Raw genomic sequence first — 20,588 nt, 5'->3', positions numbered from 1 at the left:
CTATGACGTGCTATCATTATAAAGCCCGAAAGAAAGCGCATCCATTTCTCGATCTTTACAAACCTTTCACTTTCTTTACTTCATTCGTCAGGTCAATGCTCTGGTAATCTTACGTTTTAAAGTTCATCGCATAGGTTCGGCTCAACGCAAAAAAACTCTAAGCCTGATCCATGATCAAGCCTAGAGCTGCATGAAACCCGGTTCCAGATCCGTAAAACGACTATCCTAAATCCGGCTGTTCACCAAAGTGGATTTCCGGCAGTTCTGTACCGTACAATTCGAAAACGACGATTTCGTTGGCACCCTCCCGCAAAAGCGGCCCTGGCACATACAGCGTTTTTTGCGGCCCGATGTTCCAATAACGGCCCAGGTTGAAGCCGTTGATAAACACGACGCCCTTCGTCCAGCCGTTCAAGCTCAGAAAGGTATCTGCCTGTTCGTGAACCTGCAGCTCCCCACGGTAAAAGGCGGGGCCTTGCTGCGGCTGCTGCGCATGAAAATCGAGACCGGACAAATCGTTTAACGGCAGCGGGTACGTCGTCCAGTCCGATAAAAACTGCCTTCCGTGCCGCACACCCTCGGTGATCCCCTTCCTGTCTTTCATGTACGGGCCATAATTGATCCGGCCCATATTCTCCACGAGCAGCGTGAGCTGGACGCCGCCCGGCGGAACCTCGAACTCGATTTTCGTACCGGGCTCGCTGCGGTCCAGTGTTCCGGCAAGTTCCCCGTTCAGGTAGACCAGAGCGCGGTCGCGCAGGTCCTGAACGAACAGCTCCTCCTTAGGCCGCGGGCCGGGGATAAACGTACGGTACTGAATAAAACCGTAGTTCTGGCCGAGCTTCTCCATCGGTTCGGGGTAGGGAGAGCGCACCGCCGCTGAAATCCGGTCCAGATTGGCGGACAAGGCGGCAAGCTCCGTCATTGCCACTTTACCGTATGCTTTCTTAGCGATGGGGTCCGGCAGCTCGTCTGCTGGAAGCGGCAAATGTTTTGCGATGATATCACGAACGGCAAAATATTTGTCCGTAGGCTCACCGTTCTCACTTAACAGTGCATCATAGTCGTAGCTGGTGACCGTTGGTTCATAGCTGTCTTCCGTATGCCCGTTGGCTCCGCTCCAGAAGCCGAAATTCGTGCCCCCATGGAACATATAGAAGTTAACGGATGCGCCCAGGCTCAGCATTTCATCCAGAACAAAAGCGGCATCCGCCGGCGGACGGGTATGATGCTCTTCACGCCAGTGGTCAAACCAGCCGTCCCAGAATTCCATGCACATGACCGGCGCATCCGGCTGATACTCCCGCAGCTTCTCGAAGGATTCCCTGGCACGGGAGCCGAAATTGACCGTTGCCAGTACGTCCTCCACCATTCCGCCCTGGAGCATGGCGTCTTCCGGACCATCCGAAGTAAATAGAAGCACGTCCATCCCCCGGCTGATCATCGCGTTTTTCAAATAGTTCAAGTACTGCTTGTCGTTGCCGTAGCTCCCGTATTCGTTTTCAATTTGCAGCGCAATCACCGGGCCTCCCTGGGTACAGAGCAGAGGCTTCAGCTTAGGGAGGAGCACATCATAATAGTCATCCACATGGTCGAGGAACGGCTGATGGTAACAGCGCAGCCGCATATCCGAATCCGCCAGCAGCCAGGAAGGCAGTCCTCCGAATTCCCATTCCGCGCAGATGTACGGTGATGGCCGAACGATAACATAGAGTCCGAGGCTGCCGGCCAGTTCGATAAACTTCACCAAATCAGCGATGCCTTCAAACTGGAATTCCCCTTTCTGCGGTTCATGCAAATTCCATGGCACATACGTTTCTACGGTATTCAAACCGCAGGCTTTCAGTTTGATGAGCCGGTCCTCCCAATACTCCGGTACGACACGGAAGTAATGTATGGCTCCCGACAGAATTTGGACCGGCTCATCATTCATATAAAAGATAGATCCCGAATATCGAAACGTAGACATAAGTTCCTCCTGTGGTTTGTTGAAGGTATGGGATTACACCGATGGCTCACGGACGCCGAAACGCTGTTCGAACTCCTTCAAATGGATGATCTCGCCCGCGATTCTGGACTCTTCAGCGGCGAACGCCATCAAATGGCTCTGGACGGAACGGTCTGCAGAGGTGAGCCCTTGAGCCTTGGCGTCCGCCCGTACCAGCTTGAGGAAATCGCTCATCAGTTTCATATCGCCGCCGCCATGACCGACATGGCCGCCCATGGCCTCGAACGTAATCCGTTCGACTTTGCCGCTGCCGAAGTGAATGATTTCGATTTCGTTTTTCTCCATCGCTCCGCGGATTTCCCCGGTCGTGCCCATCAGCTTGATCGTGCGGCTGACGTCCCTTGTAAATGCGCTCATCGTAAACGCAGCCGTGATACCGCCCTCAAACTCGAGGTTCACGACCTGGTGGTCGACGACGTCGTTATCGCAGTGATATACGCATCTGCCGTACGGCCCTTCCTGCAGCGCTTTGTAACGGGCTTCGTAGCTCAGGTCATCGCTGATGGCCGATGTCGGCCAGTTTGTATCATCGGTCAAATATTGATCGGGCGCATAATAGAGGCATTCATCCGCGACCGGACAGCCGTCCAGACAGCGGGGCGGGGCTCCTTCAGGAGCTTCGGATGCCGTAAAATGGCTGAGCGTGCCGAAGGAAGATACTTTGACGCAGTCCGCACCGGCAAGCCACAGCAGAATATCCAGGTCATGGCAGGACTTGGCCAGAATCATCGGACTGGAGTCCTCCTTACGGCGCCAATTTCCTCTGACAAAGCTGTGCGCTTGATGCCAGTACCCCACATTCTCATTATGCTGGATCGACATCAACCGCCCGATGGCACCATCAGCCAGCAAGCTTTTCAGCGTCTGGAAAAACGGCGCATACCGGAGGACATGGCAGATGGAAAACACAAGGCCGGCTTGTGAAGCCATTTCCCCCATCCGAATGCATTCCTCGGGATCGGGTGACATCGGTTTTTCCAGCAGCACGTGATAGCCCGCCTGCAGCGCCTGCATGGTCGGCCCGAAATGCTGTTGGTCCTGGGTACAGATCAGCACGGCGTCGGCCAGCTTCGGGGCTTTGAATAAGTCGTCCCCATGCTCAAAGCACATCGAATCCTTCAGCCCGTGCCTCGCCTGAAAGCTTTCCCTCCGTTCCTTGACCGGTTCGGCCACGGCAACCACTTCAAGCTCGTGCGGATGCGACAGCGCATATTCCAAGTAGTTGATGCCGCGCAGGCCCGCTCCAATCAAGGCAACTTTCACTTTTCTCACTTCTTTTTCCCCTTTCGCTATTCCTTGACGCTTCCGACCGTCATCCCTTTGACGAAATATTTCTGCAGGAACGGATATACGACCATGATCGGCAGAGCGCCCATGAAGATCTGCGCCGTCTGCAGCGTTTTCTCGCTCAAATTTTCCATCGCTTTGATTTGTTCAATGGAAACGGAGGTCATTTGTGAATTGATCGACATAATCAGCGTGGATAAATAGGTCTGAAGCGGGTATTTCTCCGGTGAATTCAAATACAAAATGCCGTCGAACCAGGAGTTCCAGTGGCCGACGATCGTAAACAAGCCGATGGTCGCGATGGAAGGCAAAGAGACCGGCAAATAGATCCGCCATAAAATTCTCCAATGCCCCGCGCCGTCGATCGTGGCCGCCTCATCCAGCTCCCGCGGAATGGTCCGGAAGAAATTCAGCATCAGCACCATGTTCCACACGTTCAGCGCGCCCGGTAAAATCAGCGCCCAGATGGAATCGATCAAACCCGTATTTTTCACGATGATATACGTGGGAATAAGACCTCCGCCGAAAAACATCGTAATTGCAAAGAACCAGACATAGACCGTCCGATACTTAAACTGGTCTATCGACTTGGATAGCGGATAAGCCGAAATAAAGCACAGGAACATGTTGACCGCCGTGCCGAGCGCTACCCGCTCGATCGAAACCCCAAACGAACGAAAGAATTCTACCTTTTGTCCCAGGTACCGGTAAGCATCAAAGTTGAAGCCGACCGGCCACAGTTTGACCTCGCCGGCCATCGCCGCCGTATTCGAACTGAGGGACACGGATAGAAGGTGGATAAACGGAATAATGCCAAGAAGCGTAATCGCCGTCAGCAGCGCCGAATTGAAAATGACGAACATTTTTCTGCTCAAAGTGGGTTTGTGCATCTCTCTGCCTCCAGCTAAAAAATGCGATAATTGTTGTATTTGTAAGCCGCGTAATAAGTTAGCGACACCAAAACCAAAGATATCGCGGATTTAAACAATCCGACGGCGGCGGCAGGTCCGAATTGCTGGCTGAACATACCAAGCCGGTAAACGAACGTATCAATGATATCCGCTCCCTCATACACGGTCGGGTTATACATGATCAGAATTTGCTCAAATCCGGCGTTCAAGATCCCGCCAAGGCTGAGGACTCCGAGTAAGATCAATATCGGTGCCATACCCGGCAGCGTAATATGAATCATCTGCTTCCATCTTCCCGCACCATCCACCTCAGCCGCTTCGTACAGCGTGGCATTGATTCCAGTGATGGCGGCGAGCATGACGATCATGTTATAGCCCATTCCTTTCCAGACGTCGGACCCGATCACGATGCCGCGGAACCACTCGTTGTCCAGCATAAACATGATCGGCTTCAGTCCCGTTGCCGTCACCAGTCCGTTAACGGGTCCGCTCAGGGAAAACAGCTCGATAATGACGCCGCCAAGAACGGTCCAGGACAGAAAAAACGGCAGAAATACGGCCGACTGAATAAAGCGGGAAAACCACCGCTTGGTGACTTCGTTCAGCAGCAATGCCAGGATTAGCGGAACCAGCAGGAACAACACCATTTTAATAACCGCGATCACAATCGTATTCCAGAGCACCTGCTTGAAGTCAGGCATGGCAAACACATATTTGAAATTGTCAAAACCAACAAACTTCGAATGAAAAAAGCCGGACAGCGGCTCAAACTGCTGGAAAGCCATGACGAGACCGGCCATCGGGCCGTAGGCATAAATCAGCGTCACGATAACGCCGGGCAGCAGCATGAGATGAAGGATATATTCCTTTTTCAGCGTTCTCACAGATGGACCTCCCCGTTCAATCGTAAACAGGAGGAATCGCCGGTACTCAAGCAGGCTCCTCCTCCCGTTTCACTTCATTTCAGGATTGCTAGCGGCAATCGCGAATCGAATTATTTCGCAGCCTCTTGACTGTACCAGTCGTTAACCTCTTTGGTAATTTGATCGCCGCCTAGGGATTTCCAGCTCTGAACGAACTTGTCGAAATCGTCCAGGGATCCGCCCAAAATGATCTTCGTAAACGCTTCCTGCATCAGCTTATCGAGCTGGGCACCCTTTTCAACCTGCGTTTCCGTCGGCAATCCGAAGAACTCGTTGTTCACGAAGGCTCCGCTTTCCTTGATCTTCCGCGTCATCCCCCAACCGCCGTCTTTCGCCGCGCGGCTGAAGTATTGGCCCCAGTTTACGCCTTTGGAAGCGTTCGCCGTATTGCCAGCAAGGTAATCCTGGGTTGCTTTGAACACATCGGCCACATTTTTGTAGTTCTCATCATCCAGCGTAATTTCGGTCTGCTTCGCATCGAGTGCCTTGTTGACTTCCGTGTAGATCGTATCGATCTGGGCCGGATTGTAGATCCGCGGATTAAACCAGTTGTAGACGTATCCGTTCTCCGCCTTATTTTGTTCCATGTATTTCTTTTTGCCTTTTTCGATGTAGAAGTTGATCATCTTAATAGCGGCTTCCGGATTTTTCATTTTCTTGTTGACAGCATATACTTTTCCGCTCCGGATCTTAGGCACCAGCGATTTGCCCGGACCGTCCAGACCCGGAATTTGAATGGCGATCCACTCCGCCTTCGGATCCTTGTCCACGTTCAGGTTCAGCGGATAGTTGGGATACCACCATTCCCCGTAGACGATGCCGACTTTGCCTGCCGTAATATCTTCGACAGCCTTGTTTTCGTCCTTCAAAGCGAACTCTTTGTCCAAAATGCCGTCTTTATACCAGGATTGCAGCTTGCCAAGCGCATTCTTCACTTCCGGCTGAATCAAGCCGGGAATCAGCTTGCCGCTGCTGTCCTTGATCCAGGCCGATTGATTGTCGCCAATCGACGGATACGCCCCGAAGCCGTTAAAGAAACCTCTCAGATCATAAGCCCAGAAGAACAGATTTTTTTGCAGCGATACGCCGTATGTATCGTTTTGTCCGTTTTGGTCCGGGTCGTTCTCAACAAATGCCTTTGCGACCTTGTCCAAGTCATCCATCGTGGCGGGCGGCTGCAGTTTCAAGTTGTCCAGCCAGTCCTTACGGAGCCATAGCAGCTGCGTCGACAGGAACGGGTCTTCGAATGCAGGGATACCGAGCAGCTTTCCGTCTTCGGAGAACGTCTTCATCGCAAAACCGCCGTCGGACTCCATGTATTTCTTCAATTCCGGCGAAGCGTAATCGTTGTAAGCTGCGGTCAAATCCGTAAGCATGCCCTGCTTTTTCAGCTTTTCGAAGTTTTTCTGGTCCAGCTCCATCATGTCCGGCAGATCGGCCGAAGCCATCGCGAGCGAGAACTTTTGCTCGAATTGGCTGGATGGAACGGTCCATTTGTATTTGACTTCGATATTTAACATGTCTTTCAGATCTTTGAGGTAAGCATTTTGGTCAGGCGTGATGCCTTTCGGCGTCCTCGGGTCCTCTGGCGGGTTATAACCCAGCACCTCCGTTACGGTTACCGTATCAGGATACTTGCCGAGCGGTTCGGGCGGCGCGTCTGTGCTCTTGGTTTCTTCTTTGGATGCCGGGTCTGCGGCTGAGGTTGCCGCCGGGTCGTTCCCCTGGCTCGAGCAGGCCGTGAATAACGAAAGAGATACCGTGGCGAGCAAAAGCAATTTCCATGTCTTATTTAATTTCATATTGATGGCCTTCCCCCTTTGTATGCTGTCATCTTGTGATCGCTTCACGTCATCATTATAGATTCCGAAGGAAAGCGCTATCAATTTTGAGTTTTTTACTTTGCTTTCACTTTCTTTACTTATTTGGAGTTTCGGTATTCCTGGGGAGAAACCCCCATCTTTTTCTTGAAGAACGTCGTAAAATAGGAATGCGAATCGAAGCCTACCCGGGCGGCAATTTCGATTAACTTCAGGTTGGTGTGTTGCATCAGGTGAAGCGCGCATTCCAGTTTTTTCGACTGGATGTAATCCTGCAAATTTTGCCCGGTCATCTGTTTGTAGTAGCGTGACAGATAGGACGGATTGAAATGGACATGCTCTGCAATCGCGGTCAGGGACACGCCTCCGGACAAATGGTGCTGGATGAAGCTCTGAATCTGGTTGACCACCCAGGATTTCATGTCTTCCTGCTTCATTTGCCCGGGATCCGGCGAAAATTCCTGATGGGCCTGCTTAATATCAATCACGATCATCTTGTGGCCAAGCGAGGCTCTGGACTCCAGTGCTCCGAGCAGCGTGTTGTATTGGTCCCGGATCGTCTCCCAGCCCCTGCTTAAATCGCCGGAAACGCCGAATGACACCGATGCGCCAAGCAGGCCTTCGCATTCATTTTGCACCAGCTCCAGGATCCCCTTCATATATGCCGTGAATCCTTTCCAAGCAGGGGCTTCCGGATCAGGGTGATGGAAACGTCCAAGCAGTTCCGCCTGCGGCTGAAGCATCCACACAACGATCTGCTCATCCGATACGGAGGGCTCACAGACGATCGAGTCAGGCAGGTTATTAGTAAACGCCCTTTGCACGGATTCCACCGCTTCCTGCGGTTTCAAATCCTCCAGGGTGTCAATCCTGCTGAGCACTAAAAATGCCGGTTCTTCCGCGTTCAGCCGGAAATCCAGCTCTTCGTACCGCGGGTCGGTCAAAAGCGAAGCCGCAGATTCTCCTTTCAGCATTCTTCTGATGCGTTCATTTTTCAAAACAGGGGCGGCGATTTGAAAATGCATGCTGGCCTTTTCTTCCCGGATTCTGCGGCTGTTGTCCTCGTCAAGCTTATGGCAGGCTTCCCCAACGGCCCGAAAAATCGGGTCGATGCCTTCGGTTTTTAAGATGTAATTGTCCGCACTCTTCCGCAGCGCAGCCTGCACATAATCAAATTCGCTGTAACCGGTCAGAAAAATAATTCTGCAGTGCGGCCAGTAGTAGGCGATTTCGTCGACCAGCTGCAGACCGGTTTTCTGGGGCATCCGGATATCGCTGACCAAAATGTCGAGCTTCATCTTTTTGGCGATGCTCAGCGCCTGCGCGGCTGAATAGGCTTTACATACATCGAGTTCGAATTCCGTATTTTCCTGAAAAAGCTGAATCAGCCCGTTTACGATAACCGGCTCGTCATCCACGATCAACAATCGGTACATGATGCTGCCTCCTTTTATGTCTCTGGTATAATAGTCAGGTTGATTTTTAAGCCGCCATGTTTGCTTCTTGACGCCGTTAAGCCGCTCTCCGGCCCGTACCTGAGCTTCAATCGATTATTCACGTTGATCAAACCCGTGTTCTCGATTGATTTCGAATCCCTGGCGAGCTTGCTGCTGAGCTGTTCGATCATGGCATCGGTAGCCAAATTCCCGTTATCTTCGACCGTAACGCACAGCTTCCCTTCCCGGTATTTCGTACCGATGTACACTTTACCTTCCATCATGCCGTCTTCAAAGGCGTGCTCAAACACATTTTCCACGATCGGCTGAATGATCAGCCGCGGCACCGTGATTGCGGCGGGGACTTCCGTCTGTTCTTCGTATTCGAAATGTACCCGGTTGGAGAAACGGATGCACTGAATATCGCAATAATCGAGCGCATGACGGTATTCTTTATCGAAGGGGACTTCGTCCGCACCGCTCCTCGTAATGTACTGGTAATAGCTGCCGAGACGCTGGGAGAGCTCGGCGGCGCTGTCCGAATCGCCTACTTTGCACATCATGTAAATATTAAAAAAGCTGTTGTACAGAAAATGCGGATTGATCTGGGATTGAAGCTGCTTCAGCTGGGAGCGCTGCAGCGCTATTTTTTGCTCATAGTTATCCTCGATCGAATTTTTGAGCTTGCGTGCCATATTGTTAAAGCTGTTGAAGACGTAATGGAACTCATCCTTCGTTTTGGATTCGATCATCATGTTCAGATTGTCGGTCTCGATCATATGAAACGCCTTGACCAGTTTGGATAAGGGCCTGTGGATCATCAGATTGACAGAAAAAGAGTACAGGATCATCACGATGATCGCGATGATAAACAGCGTGTAGAACCATGTGATAAATTGGCTCAACGGGCGCGTGATCTCATTTTGATTCACATACATGACGAGCGATAAATGCAGCGAACTGACGTCATGTGGCGTAATAAAATAATTCACGCCGTGCATCTTCCGCATCTCGGGCGTATTCGGATTATGCAGGCCTTCATCATCGAAAAACCCCAACACCGCAGCGGAATCACTCTGTTCCTGCGCAGTCGTCAGAACGGTTCCCGCCTCTTTATCCCCGAGCAGCACTTCGGATTGCGGATACAAATTGGCGATTTCCCTCAAAGCCTCCAGCAGCTTGGATCTGGAAATCTCGATATACGACCAGACTGCGCCATTATTTTCCGTTTCGATGAAAAAGATCCGGCTTCCGCTCCTATAAAACGATGGCTTTGGCGTAACGGCCATGAGCGACGAGATCAGCTTCATTTCCTCATTGGGCGTATTGGTCACACCCGAGTCCGTGGAAATGGTTTTGCCGACGGCTTCAACGTACACGCCCGCATTCACGACATATTCACTGGAAACGGTCAGTGTCGCAAGCCGGTCCCGGACCTGATCGATCAGCTCCACCTCTTCATAATTTTCCAGCATACTGCCCCGGAAGCTGAGCTTCTGCAGATCTTTGTCATTTAACAGCTGGAGCTGCAGGTTTCGGATAAAGTACATTTCTTTATCGAGCTGCTTGCTGTAGAAGGACGCACCCGCCAGAGATGACTTCAAAATCGCATCCTTGGTGATGGACATCCCTTTATAATTAAGCCAAATATTCATCGAAATGAGAGGAAGCAAAAATAAAATAAAAACGATGACGATTTTCTGATACACGTACCATCGCGATGCCTTTCCTGCAGACTGCAGCTTCATGCTCTACCCCCGTTTGTCAAATATCGCTGATAAGCATGCCCTCAGCATACTCGTAAAACTTACATTTTTCGATAAAATTCTCGTTTTGCCCCTGGAACAATAATTCAGCAAAAACAGCCCACATCCTCTTCCGGCTGTCCTTCTAAAGGATAAATGTCCTTCGGCCGGCCTGACCCAGGGACCTCTCCCCCGTTTTGTCCAGTTTTATGATATAATAGATTGCTTGCAACTTAGGTTGATTTGCCGGAATTGCTTCATCCCATATTTTTAATACGCTTGGAGGATAGATCGCCATGTCACCCACTAGTCCAGACATTCATCGTCTGAATCACAGAAAAACGATTTGGCTCGTGGTTCTGTTTATTCTCATCGCCGCCATCGGCTTGTCTTATGTGAAATGGTGGCCGTACTATCAAAAAGCATTCAAAGCCGCAGCCGAGCACAGCATCGGATCGTCCATTCTCGGAGCGGACGGATCGGCGCCTTCCTGGCACTCGGCGGTTTCCTACGCGGAGACATACTTCAAATCGGTGTGGAAAGCAGCCGTTCTTGGCATTCTGCTTGGTTCGCTGGTCCAAGTGCTGTTGCCCGTCCAGTGGCTGTATAAGCTGCTTGGGAAAACGACGTTTAAAAGCACTCTGATCGGCGGGGTCGCCTCCCTGCCCGGCATGATGTGCACCTGCTGTGCCGCCCCGATTGCGAGCGGACTGCGCAAACGCAACGTGTCCGTCGGGGCGGCGCTCGCTTTCTGGCTCGGCAATCCGCTGCTGAATCCGGCAACGCTCATCTTTATGGCCTTCGTGCTGTCCTGGAAATTTACACTGCTGCGCATTGTACTGGGACTGGCCCTCACGTTCGGCGTCAGCTACTTCGCGAACCGCTTTGCCGATTCGTCCGAAGTGCCAGAGCCTCTGGAGGAAGCGACGGCCGTCAAGGAAACGGACCGCGGACCGTTCCTGGTCCGCTGGGCCAAGAGCCTGGGCATGATGATTTTGAGCGTCGTTCCGGCTTACCTGATTGCCGTCCTGCTGCTGGGTGCTTTCCAGTCCACCTTATTCCCGGTATGGGTTGGCGGCGGGATCGCTGCCATTATCCTGTTCGCCGTCGTCGGCACGCTGTTTGTCATTCCGACGGCTGCCGAAATTCCGATCATCCAGTCCTTTCTGTCTCTGGGCGTCGGTACGGGTCCGGCCTCCGCGCTCCTCGTAACGCTCCCGGCAGTCAGCCTGCCGTCCATGCTGATCGTGGCCAAGTCGTTCCCGCGGAAAGTGCTGTTGTTCGTGTTTGGCGCGGTCATCGTGACCGGACTGATCAGCGGCCTGCTTGGCGCTTGGCTGCTGTAATTGCGGTGAAACTCAAAGCAATCCATCCACAGGATGTTCGTGGATGGATTGCTTTTTTCTTTGCGCTGGATGAATGAGGGACCAAGTAAAATTTAGGTAAATTTTTAGTTGACTATTCAACTTAATTGCGATATCATTTCCTTGGATTAAGTTTACAAGTCAACTAAAAAACCACACTCGATGCCCAACGGCAGCGGTGTGAGCAGAAAGGTGAGGTAAGTATGGTTAGCGGAGCATTTCCTTACGAAAAAAAGCGTCAACACGTTTATGATTTAGAGATGGCTTATGTAGATGTCGGTAGTGGCGATCCGATCGTTTTCCTGCATGGTAACCCTTCCTCTTCTTATCTATGGCGCAACATTATTCCTTACGCACAAAATGCCGGGCGCTGCATTGCCCCAGATTTAGTCGGGATGGGAGATTCCGATAAACTGCCGGTTAGCGGTCCGGACGCCTATACCTTCGCCCAGCACCGGAAGTACCTCGACGAGCTGCTTAACCAGCTTGGGATTCATGAGAAGATCACCTTTGTCGTACACGACTGGGGCTCCGCTTTAGGCTTTGACTGGGCGCGGCGGCATCCTGACTCTGTCGACGGCATCGTCTATATGGAAGCGATCATCAAATCCAGCAGCTGGAGCGAGATGCCGGAACAAGGGCGCAAAATCTTTCAAGCGCTGCGGTCTGAAGAAGGGGAAAAGATGATCCTGGAACAAAACTCCTTCCTGAATGTCAATCTTCCCGTCAATGTCATTCGTCAGTTAACGAAGGAAGAGCTGGAGCAGTATCACCGGCCCTTTGCCGAACCAGGTGAAGCACGTCGTCCAATGTTATCCTGGGCCAGGCAGCTTCCTTTTGACGACGAGTCAACGACGGCGGAAGTGAACGAAATTGTCGCGGCTTATGGCCACTGGTTGGCACACAGCCCCGTCCCCAAATTATTCATCCATGCAGAACCGGGAAGAGCTTCGCAATCCCAACTGGATTTTTGCCGCAGTTGGCCGGAGCAGACCGAGGTGACGGTGCCGGGGCTTCATTACCCGATGGAAGATTCCCCGGATGAGGTGGGAGAGGCCATTGCCTCCTGGTTGAAAAGGCTGAAATAGAACTTGGACGAAATCTGCTTGTGGAGAGGAGAACATGATCAGATGACCATTTCTCGAAGGGAAGTCCTATCTGAAGAATTGCTGTCATGGACTGGAGTAACGGTTAACCCCCACCGATTCGGCGGAATTGAATTTCTTTATGGGGGAAAAGAAATCGGTCATTTACATGGGGATCATCTGGTTGATCTGCTCTTGCCAAAATCGAAACGGGATGACGTGGTAGCCACCGGTCTTGCCAATCCGCATCATATGTTCCCTCATTCGGGTTGGGTATCTATTCATTTGAAGTCTGAAAGGGATATGACCCATGCAATCGAACTTTTGCGCTTCAAGTATGAATATCTGATGAAAAAAAGATACATGGTTCCAGCTTTGAAAAAGAAACAAGCGGCTAAGTCATCCAGCCGCTTGTTTCTTTTTCGGTCCAGCGATGTGTATGGCAACCATGGTGCCACACGGAAAAACGTGAACGCGGATGACTTATAAATGCGAACCGCCTGTCGCGTCGAGCATTTGTCCCGTCACCCAGCGGCCGTCCGGCGAAGCCAGGAAAGCGACGGCGTCCGCGACGTCCGCGGCCTCTCCGATCCGTCCAAGAGCGGACATTTCGGCCGCTCCCTGTCGGGCTTCCGGCGTGTTCAGCCAGGAGGCGTTCACATCGGTGTCGATGATGCCGGGCAGCACGGCGTTGACGGTAATACTGCGCGGACCCAGCAGCTTCGCAAGGTGCAGCGTAAAGGTGTTCACCGCCCCTTTGGTTATGTTGTAGGACATGATATGCGGAAATGCGATTCGGGTCACGCCTGAGGAAATATTGATAATCCGTCCTCCGTCCCGCAGCCGATCCATCGACTGCTGCACGAGAAAGAACGGCGCTTTCACATTCACGGCAAACACCTCGTCAAAGTCTGCCTCCGTTGTTTCTTCCATCGTTTTGGATGTGCCGATACCGGCATTGTTCACCAGAATATCATACTGGCGGCTGTCTGTCCGCCGGGTCAATTCGGCATCCAGTGATTCAAGCAGACGATGGACGCCTTGGATGTTGTGAAGATCGGCGCATATGGCAAACGCCTGGCCTCCCTGTTCCTCAATCATCCGTACGACCTCGTCCGCTGCATCCCTGCGGCTGCCGTAGTGGACCGCGACAAGCGCGCCTTCAGAGGCAAGACGCAGTGCAATGCCCCTTCCTATCCCCCGGCTGCCTCCGGTCACGAGAGCTGTTTTTCCTTCCAATCTGTTCATTCCTGCTCACTCCTTCATCTGTGGTTTGTAAACCCACTGTACACCCTCCCCTCAAGGGGAGAGTCAACACCTGGAGTGAGCCTTTGTTCAACAACACCCAATCAAGAGCTCCGGGTACCACGCAGCGGGAGGAATACTTCCGACCTGCGGATTTTCCCGTACATGTCTTGTTCGGCGGCAATATAGACTTCACGAAGCGGCTCTCCGGTTAACGGTTCATATCCCTGCGAAGCGGCCCATGCCATGACATGCTCTGCTGCAGGACAGTGCGCTGCATAGGGGTTGCAGTCATGGATCAGGGATGCGGCGACATCGTAGCCGGGCAGCTCTACGATACGGACGCGTCCGCGTTCCGGAGTCGGTTCCTCCAGGGGAAATGCCACCTCGACGTCAATGACTTCCCTTTGGCCGTCCCCGCCCGCGTCATGCCAGAGAAGAATCAGCGGTCCGTCCGTTGTTCCGCAGCCGCCAGCCATGACGTAGTCCCTGACCTCATTGACCAGCAGGCAGAGGTCCTGCCGCGGAATCGTATCCCTGACCGAGGCGGCCCATTGCGGCTGCAGCTCGCGGAGCGTTACTGCCTCGGGTCCTCCCACCGGGGCCGTCCCGACTTGTTCCAACCGCTGCATTCTCCTGTCGATTTCTTTCAGCTGACGCTGTGCTTCCTGGATGGCGGTCTCCAGATCGGCACGCTTCATGGCGAGCGTACCTGCAGCCGTACCCGGCGTCCCCTCATCTTGAAGCAGCGGAGCGATCTGTTCCAGTGTCAGCCCAAGCTCTTTATAAGCGCGGATGCGTTCCACCGTCAGCAGTTGATCGGCGGAATAATGCCGATACCCGGAACTCTCGTCCACGGCGGACGGTTTCAGAATTCCCAGCTCGTCGTAATAACGCAGCGTTTTGATCGATATCCCGCTCATTTTGGCAAACGCACTGATTTTAAACATGCTCTTCCGTTCCCTTCCCAGGTAAGATCTCAGTTACATTGTATGGAGGTACAGCTGCTGCGTCAATTCGGGGTTGCTTCACCAAAGCATCTTGATTTCCCAAAGAAAAAGGCTGCAGTCCAGAGCATCCATGATGCATCCAGATTGCAGCCGTGGTGAGCTTTGCTCAACTTTACTTAATGAACCGGAGAATACTCCTTCCCTTCGCCGCCTGCTGGAGCAACCTCCGCCGTATGATCCAGCTTCTTGCTGCCCATAAACAGCGCCGCAAGCAGGGCCAGAATCGCGGGCACGCAGGCCCATGCAAACGTCTGGACGATCGAAGAGGCGAGCATCTCGGAAATGTTATGCAGCACTTCAGGTGGAATGAGCGAGCGCGTCTCCGGAGCCAGCAGCGCATGCGGATCCTTGATATCGAGCCCCGCCGGCATTGCCGCGGCTCCTCCCGCGTTTGCTGCACCAGCCCCCGCAGAGCCGAACCCTTTCGTCATTTCATGGGTAAACGAATGGCTCTGAATCAATCCGAAGGTCGTGATCCCGATCGTCATGCCGAGCGAGCGCAGGAAGTTCAGCGTAGAGCTGGCCGTTCCCCTCTGCCGGTAGTCCAGGCCATGAATGGCTGCGTTGCCGAGCACCGAGAACGAAGCGCCGATTCCAAGCCCGATCAGAATCATATAGATCGTCACGATCAGCCGGGTCGAGTTCACCGATAAGGTAGCGACCAGGGCCGTGCCGACCAGGAATAACAGCAGCGTCGGAATCAAAATGTTCCGGTACGGCATTTTGTTCATCAGACTGCCGCCCAGCGTCGCCGTGACGACCGATCCGACCATCATCGGGAGCAGCACCAGGCCCGAATTGGTGGCCGAACCGCCCAGAACACCCTGGATAAAGATCGGAATGTACACCGAAGCCGCGATAAACGCCGCGCCGCTGAACAGGCCGACAAGGACGCTGGTGGCGTACAGCCGGTTATTAAACAATCCGAACGAAATGACCGGCTCTTTCGCTTTGGTCTCGGCATACAGGAAGGCGATCAGCAGCACCGCAAATCCTCCGAACAAGGAGAGGATCTCCCAGGAATCCCAGGCGATTTCCTTACCGCCCAGCTCCAGGGCGAACATGAGGCAGATGACCGCTCCCAGCAGCGTGAAGGCGCCGAACCAGTCGATCGGCTGTTTGGAATGCTCATGCGACTCTTTGTAGAAGAACGCCACCATGATGAAGGCGATGACGCCCAGCGGCAGGTTGATGTAGAAAATCCACTCCCAGGCGATATGATCCGTTATGTACGCCCCGAGAAGCGGTCCGAAAATGCTGGACATTCCGAATACGGCGCCGAACAAACCGCCGAGGCTGCCGCGCTTCTCCAGCGGGACCGCATCAAACATGATCGTAAACGCGATCGGGACCAGCGCTCCGCCGCCAATGCCCTGAACCGCCCGGTACAAGGCCAGTTCCGTGATCGTGGTCGCCGTGCCGCACAGCGCGGACCCCAGCATGAACAGGATAATCCCGAAGACAAAAAACTTTTTGCGGCCGTACATATCCGACAGCTTTCCGAAGATCGGCATCCCGGCCATTTCCGCCACCATGTAGGCCGAGGTGACCCATACAAACTTATCCATGCCGCCGAGCTCTCCCACGATATTTCCCATGGCCGTGGCGACGATGGTGTTATCCATCGAGGCCATCAGGATGCCCAGCAGCAGGCCGGCGATGACGACCGGAAGACTGCTTTTTTGTGCAGGTTTCACGTTCTCAAACACTCCTTTAAATTTCTGATTTCTCTTTAACCCGATTCTCAGTGTAAACAAAAAAGTATGACAACAGTATGTCATACTTCTGAGTATTTCCGAATCATTTTTTTTAGTTTGGCGTGGACGGCCTCCCGAAGCTCCGGGGGCTCCTTCACCTCGGCGCCGTCGCCGAAGCTGAGCAGCATCGGAATGAGCCACTGCGTTCGCTCCATATGCTCCAGGGTAATGCTAAGCAGGAACGAACCGTCGTCGAGATACGTTTTCTCCGCTCCATAGAAATAATCCATGGCTCTCGCCAGGCAGTCGGCGGAAAAATGAATCACCGCATGCACCGGGTTTCCCTGGTTGTGCAGATGCTTAAACGTCACTTCCTCGGGAGCCGCATGCTTGTGCTTCGTAAAATGCTCCCCCATCGCCTGCAGGTCGGCCATCCGGGACAGCCGGAATTTCCGGTAATCCTGGCGGTCCCGGCAGTAAGCGAACAGGTACCAGACGTCGTATTCGTAAATCAGCCGCACCGGCTCCACGATGCGCTCGGTCTTCTCGTTTCTGGCATTGATATATTTGAAGCGCACGACACAGCATTCCGTGATCGCCGCTCGCAGCAGCCGCAGGGAGTCGTTATACAACTGCCGGCTTGCTAGATTCATCGACAAGACCGGCGAATCCTTTTCGTGCTGGATGGTCTTCAGCTTTTGTATGGTTTCGGCGGCCTTTTCGTCCTCGAACACGGTCGACATGCTGGAGAGCAGTGTCACGAGCGACCCGACGTCATACGAACCGAGCAGGCTTTTTTCCATTTTATAATCCTTGATGATGCCGAAACCGCCTTTGACCCCTTGATAGGACACCACTGGAATCCCAGCCGCGCATATGACATCGATATCCCGGTATATGGTCCGCTGCGAAACGTTGTACTTCTCGGCCAGCGCCGACGCGGTAATAATTTCGTGATTCAGCAGCATGTAAATCATCGATATGATGCGTTCGAGCTTCAATGGTTTTTCCTCCTGCATCTGTTCGCCGCCGTCCTACGAACGGTCAGCAGTTTTCTACGCTTTCATTATAATTTACGGTACTTCTTCAGCGCAAAAATATTTAGAAGGATGAACGCGCCCGACCGAAGCGTTTGCTGATTTGACCCATGATTACCGCATTCATCAAAAGCCCCTCCACTTGTTTGCTTCGATTTTTGGCATGGGCCGCCTTCTCTATGCCTCTGCGGTCTGCGTCTCGACCTTACCTCTTGCCGCTTGCCGGTTTTGCCGGCCCTTCAGAGCCGAGCCGAGCAGGACAACCAGACTAACCGCGGCAATACCGGTAAGCACGGCTGCCGAATGATTCCATTCCAGGCCCCGGCCGAAGAAGAACATTTCGCGCAGCCCTTCCACCATAAACCGCATCGGCAGCCAGGGGAACACGTAGTCGCGGTAGAACGATCCCATCATCTCGGCAGGAAGGCTCAGCAGGGGAGCGCCGAAGAAGAGCAGCAGGACGAACAGCACCATCGACTTGAGCCCTGCCCAGGACAGCACCGAGGAGATCATTAGGAAAAAGGCAAAGTAGCATAGTGACAGAAATATTGCCGTGGCCATTCCGTCCGGAATGTGAAGTCCCCAGCTCCCGGCAAACCAGGTCAGGCCAAACCCGGCAATGAATGCCAGAACAGCTCCCGCAACGGTCTGCATGACTCGGGCAGCGAGCATAGATCTGCGGTTAACGAAGTTCAGCTTGCTGATGACGAGATAGAAAATGACCCCGCCCAAGATGCTGCCCATCCAGATCGGCTGGAATAACGACACCGGTGCGTTTCCGTTCGCAGTATGCGTGCCTGTCTCATGGACATTTTTTACGTCCTTCGCAATCGGCGCCGCAAGCACGGATGCCTGCTGTACCGTAACCTTACCGCCCTGATTACCGGCTGCAGCCAGCAGGTCAGCGCGGATCTTCGCATTCATCGTGTCGACGATTTGGTTCAGCACCTGACCGGCCATGGTGGAAGCGGAAGCGCTCATGCCTTGGTTCACGTAAATGCGCAGCTGAGGCTGTACCGGTTTTTCCGTCAGCAGCGTCGCTTGATTCTGACTGAAATCGGCCGGAACCACCAGCGCGGCATAATATTTCTGTTCATCCAAACCGGACATCGCTTCCTGTTCCGTGTTCACATAAACCCATTCAATTGCCGGTCCATCTGCTGAAGCCGTGGACGAGGTCTGCTGTTTTATCATTTCGGTCAGCGTTTCCCCCATATTCGTTGCGGTTCCGTTCGGCAGCGTTACGCCTCGATCCTCGCTGACCAATGCGATCGGCAAACGGACCGGGGTCGGATTGATGGTCGGAATCATCGCCAAACTAAACACAAATATAACGGCAACCAAGATCAGGGGCAGTACCCACACCAGCTTTTGCTTCATCAAATTCATTTCACGCATCACTCCTATGCCTTTATAGTTTGTTCAAGATAATGAACATCGCGTTGATTATCTCAGGCAAACTCATTATAATAAGATCGCATAGACGGTTCAATGAACAATAAACCGGAATGTGCGCATTACTCAACACATTGTTTTAAAGTGTCTACCTCGGATTCAAGGAGTGATCACATGGATGGGAACACGGACCGGAGGATCGTGCGGACGCGGCTGGTCATCCGCGATGCGCTGACGGAGCTGATTGAAGAGAAGGGCTTTGAAGCCGTGTCTGTAAAAGATATTACGACTCGGGCGAATATTAATCGGGGAACGTTCTATTTGCATTACCGCGACAAATTCGACCTGCTCGAACAGAGCGAAGCTGAAGTGATTGAGGGGATCATCGCGATCATTACGAAGGCGACATCAGAGGATCTGGAAACGTATCGGGAAACCGGCATTTCGGTCTCCCTGATCGTTACCGTTTTCGAATATATCGAGGAGCATGCGGCTTTTCTCAAAGCCATATTGGGGCCAAAGGGAGACGTGTCTTTTCAATCGCAGCTGAAAACGATGTTCCGGAAAAATCTGCTGGAGAAAAATTTATCGCCGCTGATCCGCAAAGAGAACCTGCAGGTCCCCGCCGAATACTTCCTGTCTTATGTGTCTTCCGCCCATCTCGGCATTATCCAGCAGTGGCTGATGAGCGGAAGACAGGAAACGCCGGCGGAGATGGCACGCATTCTGTCGCTGCTCACGTTCCGGGGTCCTTTCTTTGCCGCAGGCATAACCGTATCGGATCCTAAGGCTTGACGCCCACGACGGTAAGCATGTACATCGTTATGGATTCAGCCTCGGACTGAACCCATTGGCGGTACTCCCGCTCCGCCAGTTCATATTCCCCGCGTGTTATGAATCCATCGCGCTCCATCTGCGGCCCCCGGCTGGAAGCCGTATCTGCCCACAGGCCTGACCGCTGCGGGTAATCGGGATCATCCCGCCGCACCGCTTCATGTGAGGGAATGGCCGAGACCTGTTCCAATCCTGCTTGGCGCATCAGGTCCGGAAGATCGTCCGCAATCCGGTTGTTCAGGCCGGCATCCTCCCGCCAACGCAAATACGCGGAATAGAATGCGCGCATGCTGGCAGGCGGCTGCGGCGACCAGGTGATTTTCTCGTGATTATAGTCGGCAATGACGATCCTTCCGCCAGGCTTTACCGCCTTGACCATTGCCTTGAGCGCCGTCAACGGATCGGGGAGCCAGACCATGAGCCTTGAGCAGGTGACGATATCAAACGCAGGACAATCCACCAGCGCTTCCTCGAGCGAATAGATATCACCTTCGGTAAACGATAGCCCGGGAACCTTTCCATACGTCTGCCTTGCCTGCTTAATCAAATGGGGGTTTTGATCAACCCCAACGGCTCTGCCTTCTGGGCCAACGGCTTCCGCGATGCCGCGGGTAATGGCGCCCGTGCCGCATCCGACATCCATTACCGACAGGCCTTTCTTTAACATTCCGTTCAAGATGGGATGCGATAATACCAGCGTTCTGGTCTGTAGAACGTCCGTAAGTTTGCCGGATAATTCCGTACGTCGGGTAATCGGTTCATCGTTCATTTGCTGCCTCCTCCTGTTCAAA

16 protein-coding genes and 1 pseudogene are annotated in these 20,588 nt (G+C 53.1%); 4 read left to right on the top strand and 13 right to left on the bottom strand.

The window, feature by feature from the left end:
• Window positions 1-220: 220 nt before the first annotated feature.
• The 7 genes from FHS19_RS04730 to FHS19_RS04700 all read right to left on the bottom strand — a co-directional run bounded on the left by FHS19_RS04730 (window position 221) and on the right by FHS19_RS04700 (window position 10,133).
• Entirely contained in the window at window positions 221-1,969 is a 1,749-nt protein-coding gene (locus FHS19_RS04730) for a glycoside hydrolase family 35 protein (RefSeq protein WP_183579299.1), read from the bottom strand.
• A 33-nt stretch (window positions 1,970-2,002) separates the two neighbouring features.
• A complete protein-coding gene (locus tag FHS19_RS04725) occupies window positions 2,003-3,280 on the bottom strand; it encodes a Gfo/Idh/MocA family protein (RefSeq protein WP_183579296.1) in 1,278 nt (425 codons plus the stop codon).
• 17 nt (window positions 3,281-3,297) lie between these two features.
• Window positions 3,298-4,185, bottom strand: coding sequence for a carbohydrate ABC transporter permease (locus FHS19_RS04720; RefSeq protein ID WP_183579292.1), 888 nt, complete (start codon window positions 4,183-4,185; stop codon window positions 3,298-3,300).
• A gap of 14 nt (window positions 4,186-4,199) precedes the next feature.
• Window positions 4,200-5,090: an ABC transporter permease gene (locus FHS19_RS04715; RefSeq protein ID WP_183579288.1), complete on the bottom strand. Its 891-nt coding sequence runs from the start codon at window positions 5,088-5,090 to the stop codon at window positions 4,200-4,202.
• 110 nt (window positions 5,091-5,200) lie between these two features.
• Window positions 5,201-6,931 (bottom strand): extracellular solute-binding protein, encoded by a 1,731-nt coding sequence (locus FHS19_RS04710; protein WP_183579285.1) that lies wholly within the window; start codon window positions 6,929-6,931, stop codon window positions 5,201-5,203.
• A 119-nt stretch (window positions 6,932-7,050) separates the two neighbouring features.
• Window positions 7,051-8,385: a response regulator transcription factor gene (locus tag FHS19_RS04705; RefSeq protein WP_183579282.1), complete on the bottom strand. Its 1,335-nt coding sequence runs from the start codon at window positions 8,383-8,385 to the stop codon at window positions 7,051-7,053.
• Window positions 8,386-8,399: 14 nt separating this feature from the next.
• A complete protein-coding gene (locus tag FHS19_RS04700; RefSeq protein ID WP_183579279.1) occupies window positions 8,400-10,133 on the bottom strand; it encodes a histidine kinase in 1,734 nt (577 codons plus the stop codon).
• Between the two features lie 293 nt (window positions 10,134-10,426).
• On the opposite strand from FHS19_RS04700, the gene FHS19_RS04695 reads away from it, so the two are divergent.
• The 3 genes and pseudogenes from FHS19_RS04695 to FHS19_RS04685 form a co-directional block, all read left to right on the top strand.
• Window positions 10,427-11,476, top strand: coding sequence for a permease (locus FHS19_RS04695; protein ID WP_183579276.1), 1,050 nt, complete (start codon window positions 10,427-10,429; stop codon window positions 11,474-11,476).
• A 221-nt stretch (window positions 11,477-11,697) separates the two neighbouring features.
• On the top strand, window positions 11,698-12,582 hold the full coding sequence (locus FHS19_RS04690; RefSeq protein WP_183579273.1) for a haloalkane dehalogenase: 885 nt from the start codon (window positions 11,698-11,700) through the stop codon (window positions 12,580-12,582).
• A gap of 42 nt (window positions 12,583-12,624) precedes the next feature.
• A pseudogene (locus FHS19_RS04685) lies at window positions 12,625-12,933 on the top strand (luciferase domain-containing protein); the annotation flags it as partial.
• Window positions 12,934-13,062: 129 nt separating this feature from the next.
• Here the strand turns inward: FHS19_RS04685 and FHS19_RS04680 are convergent.
• The 5 genes from FHS19_RS04680 to FHS19_RS04660 all read right to left on the bottom strand — a co-directional run bounded on the left by FHS19_RS04680 (window position 13,063) and on the right by FHS19_RS04660 (window position 18,951).
• Complete coding sequence (locus FHS19_RS04680) at window positions 13,063-13,827, bottom strand: SDR family oxidoreductase (RefSeq protein ID WP_183579270.1); 765 nt, start codon at window positions 13,825-13,827, stop codon at window positions 13,063-13,065.
• A gap of 101 nt (window positions 13,828-13,928) precedes the next feature.
• Window positions 13,929-14,774, bottom strand: a complete 846-nt coding sequence (locus FHS19_RS04675; protein WP_183579267.1) for a MerR family transcriptional regulator — start codon at window positions 14,772-14,774, stop codon at window positions 13,929-13,931.
• 176 nt (window positions 14,775-14,950) lie between these two features.
• A complete protein-coding gene (locus tag FHS19_RS04670) occupies window positions 14,951-16,468 on the bottom strand; it encodes an MDR family MFS transporter (protein ID WP_246426495.1) in 1,518 nt (505 codons plus the stop codon).
• Between the two features lie 143 nt (window positions 16,469-16,611).
• Window positions 16,612-17,532 carry a helix-turn-helix transcriptional regulator gene (locus FHS19_RS04665; protein WP_183579261.1) on the bottom strand — a complete coding sequence of 307 codons (921 nt, stop codon included), beginning with the start codon at window positions 17,530-17,532 and terminating at the stop codon, window positions 16,612-16,614.
• Between the two features lie 213 nt (window positions 17,533-17,745).
• A complete protein-coding gene (locus tag FHS19_RS04660) occupies window positions 17,746-18,951 on the bottom strand; it encodes a YhgE/Pip domain-containing protein (RefSeq protein ID WP_183581438.1) in 1,206 nt (401 codons plus the stop codon).
• A gap of 186 nt (window positions 18,952-19,137) precedes the next feature.
• Here FHS19_RS04660 and FHS19_RS04655 point away from each other — a divergent pair, with 186 nt between their 5' ends.
• Window positions 19,138-19,758 (top strand): TetR/AcrR family transcriptional regulator, encoded by a 621-nt coding sequence (locus tag FHS19_RS04655; RefSeq protein ID WP_183579258.1) that lies wholly within the window; start codon window positions 19,138-19,140, stop codon window positions 19,756-19,758.
• Here FHS19_RS04655 and FHS19_RS04650 read toward each other — a convergent pair.
• Complete coding sequence (locus FHS19_RS04650) at window positions 19,748-20,566, bottom strand: methyltransferase domain-containing protein (protein WP_183579255.1); 819 nt, start codon at window positions 20,564-20,566, stop codon at window positions 19,748-19,750. The genes FHS19_RS04655 and FHS19_RS04650 overlap by 11 nt on opposite strands.
• Window positions 20,567-20,588 lie beyond the last annotated feature (22 nt).

Origin of the sequence: Paenibacillus rhizosphaerae, assembly GCF_014192015.1 — a bacterium.
In the GTDB taxonomy this organism is placed as follows: domain Bacteria; phylum Bacillota; class Bacilli; order Paenibacillales; family Paenibacillaceae; genus Paenibacillus_AQ; species Paenibacillus_AQ rhizosphaerae.
The sequence above is the reverse complement of the archived record's forward strand: the minus strand, read 5'-3'. Positions and strand labels throughout refer to the sequence as shown.

Bases quoted from the DNA above. Each gene is read 5' to 3' on its own strand.
- FHS19_RS04720 (WP_183579292.1), bottom strand. From the start codon at position 4,185: ATGCACAAACCCACTTTGAGCAGAAAAATGTTCGTCATTTTCAATTCG.
- FHS19_RS04730 (WP_183579299.1), bottom strand. From the start codon at position 1,969: ATGTCTACGTTTCGATATTCGGGATCTATCTTTTATATGAATGATGAG.
- FHS19_RS04690 (WP_183579273.1), top strand. From the start codon at position 11,698: ATGGTTAGCGGAGCATTTCCTTACGAAAAAAAGCGTCAACACGTTTAT.
- FHS19_RS04695 (WP_183579276.1), top strand. From the start codon at position 10,427: ATGTCACCCACTAGTCCAGACATTCATCGTCTGAATCACAGAAAAACG.
- FHS19_RS04675 (WP_183579267.1), bottom strand. From the start codon at position 14,774: ATGTTTAAAATCAGTGCGTTTGCCAAAATGAGCGGGATATCGATCAAA.
- FHS19_RS04680 (WP_183579270.1), bottom strand. From the start codon at position 13,827: ATGAACAGATTGGAAGGAAAAACAGCTCTCGTGACCGGAGGCAGCCGG.
- FHS19_RS04655 (WP_183579258.1), top strand. From the start codon at position 19,138: ATGGATGGGAACACGGACCGGAGGATCGTGCGGACGCGGCTGGTCATC.
- FHS19_RS04705 (WP_183579282.1), bottom strand. From the start codon at position 8,385: ATGTACCGATTGTTGATCGTGGATGACGAGCCGGTTATCGTAAACGGG.
- FHS19_RS04710 (WP_183579285.1), bottom strand. From the start codon at position 6,931: ATGAAATTAAATAAGACATGGAAATTGCTTTTGCTCGCCACGGTATCT.
- FHS19_RS04650 (WP_183579255.1), bottom strand. From the start codon at position 20,566: ATGAACGATGAACCGATTACCCGACGTACGGAATTATCCGGCAAACTT.
- FHS19_RS04700 (WP_183579279.1), bottom strand. From the start codon at position 10,133: ATGAAGCTGCAGTCTGCAGGAAAGGCATCGCGATGGTACGTGTATCAG.
- FHS19_RS04670 (WP_246426495.1), bottom strand. From the start codon at position 16,468: ATGGCCTCGATGGATAACACCATCGTCGCCACGGCCATGGGAAATATC.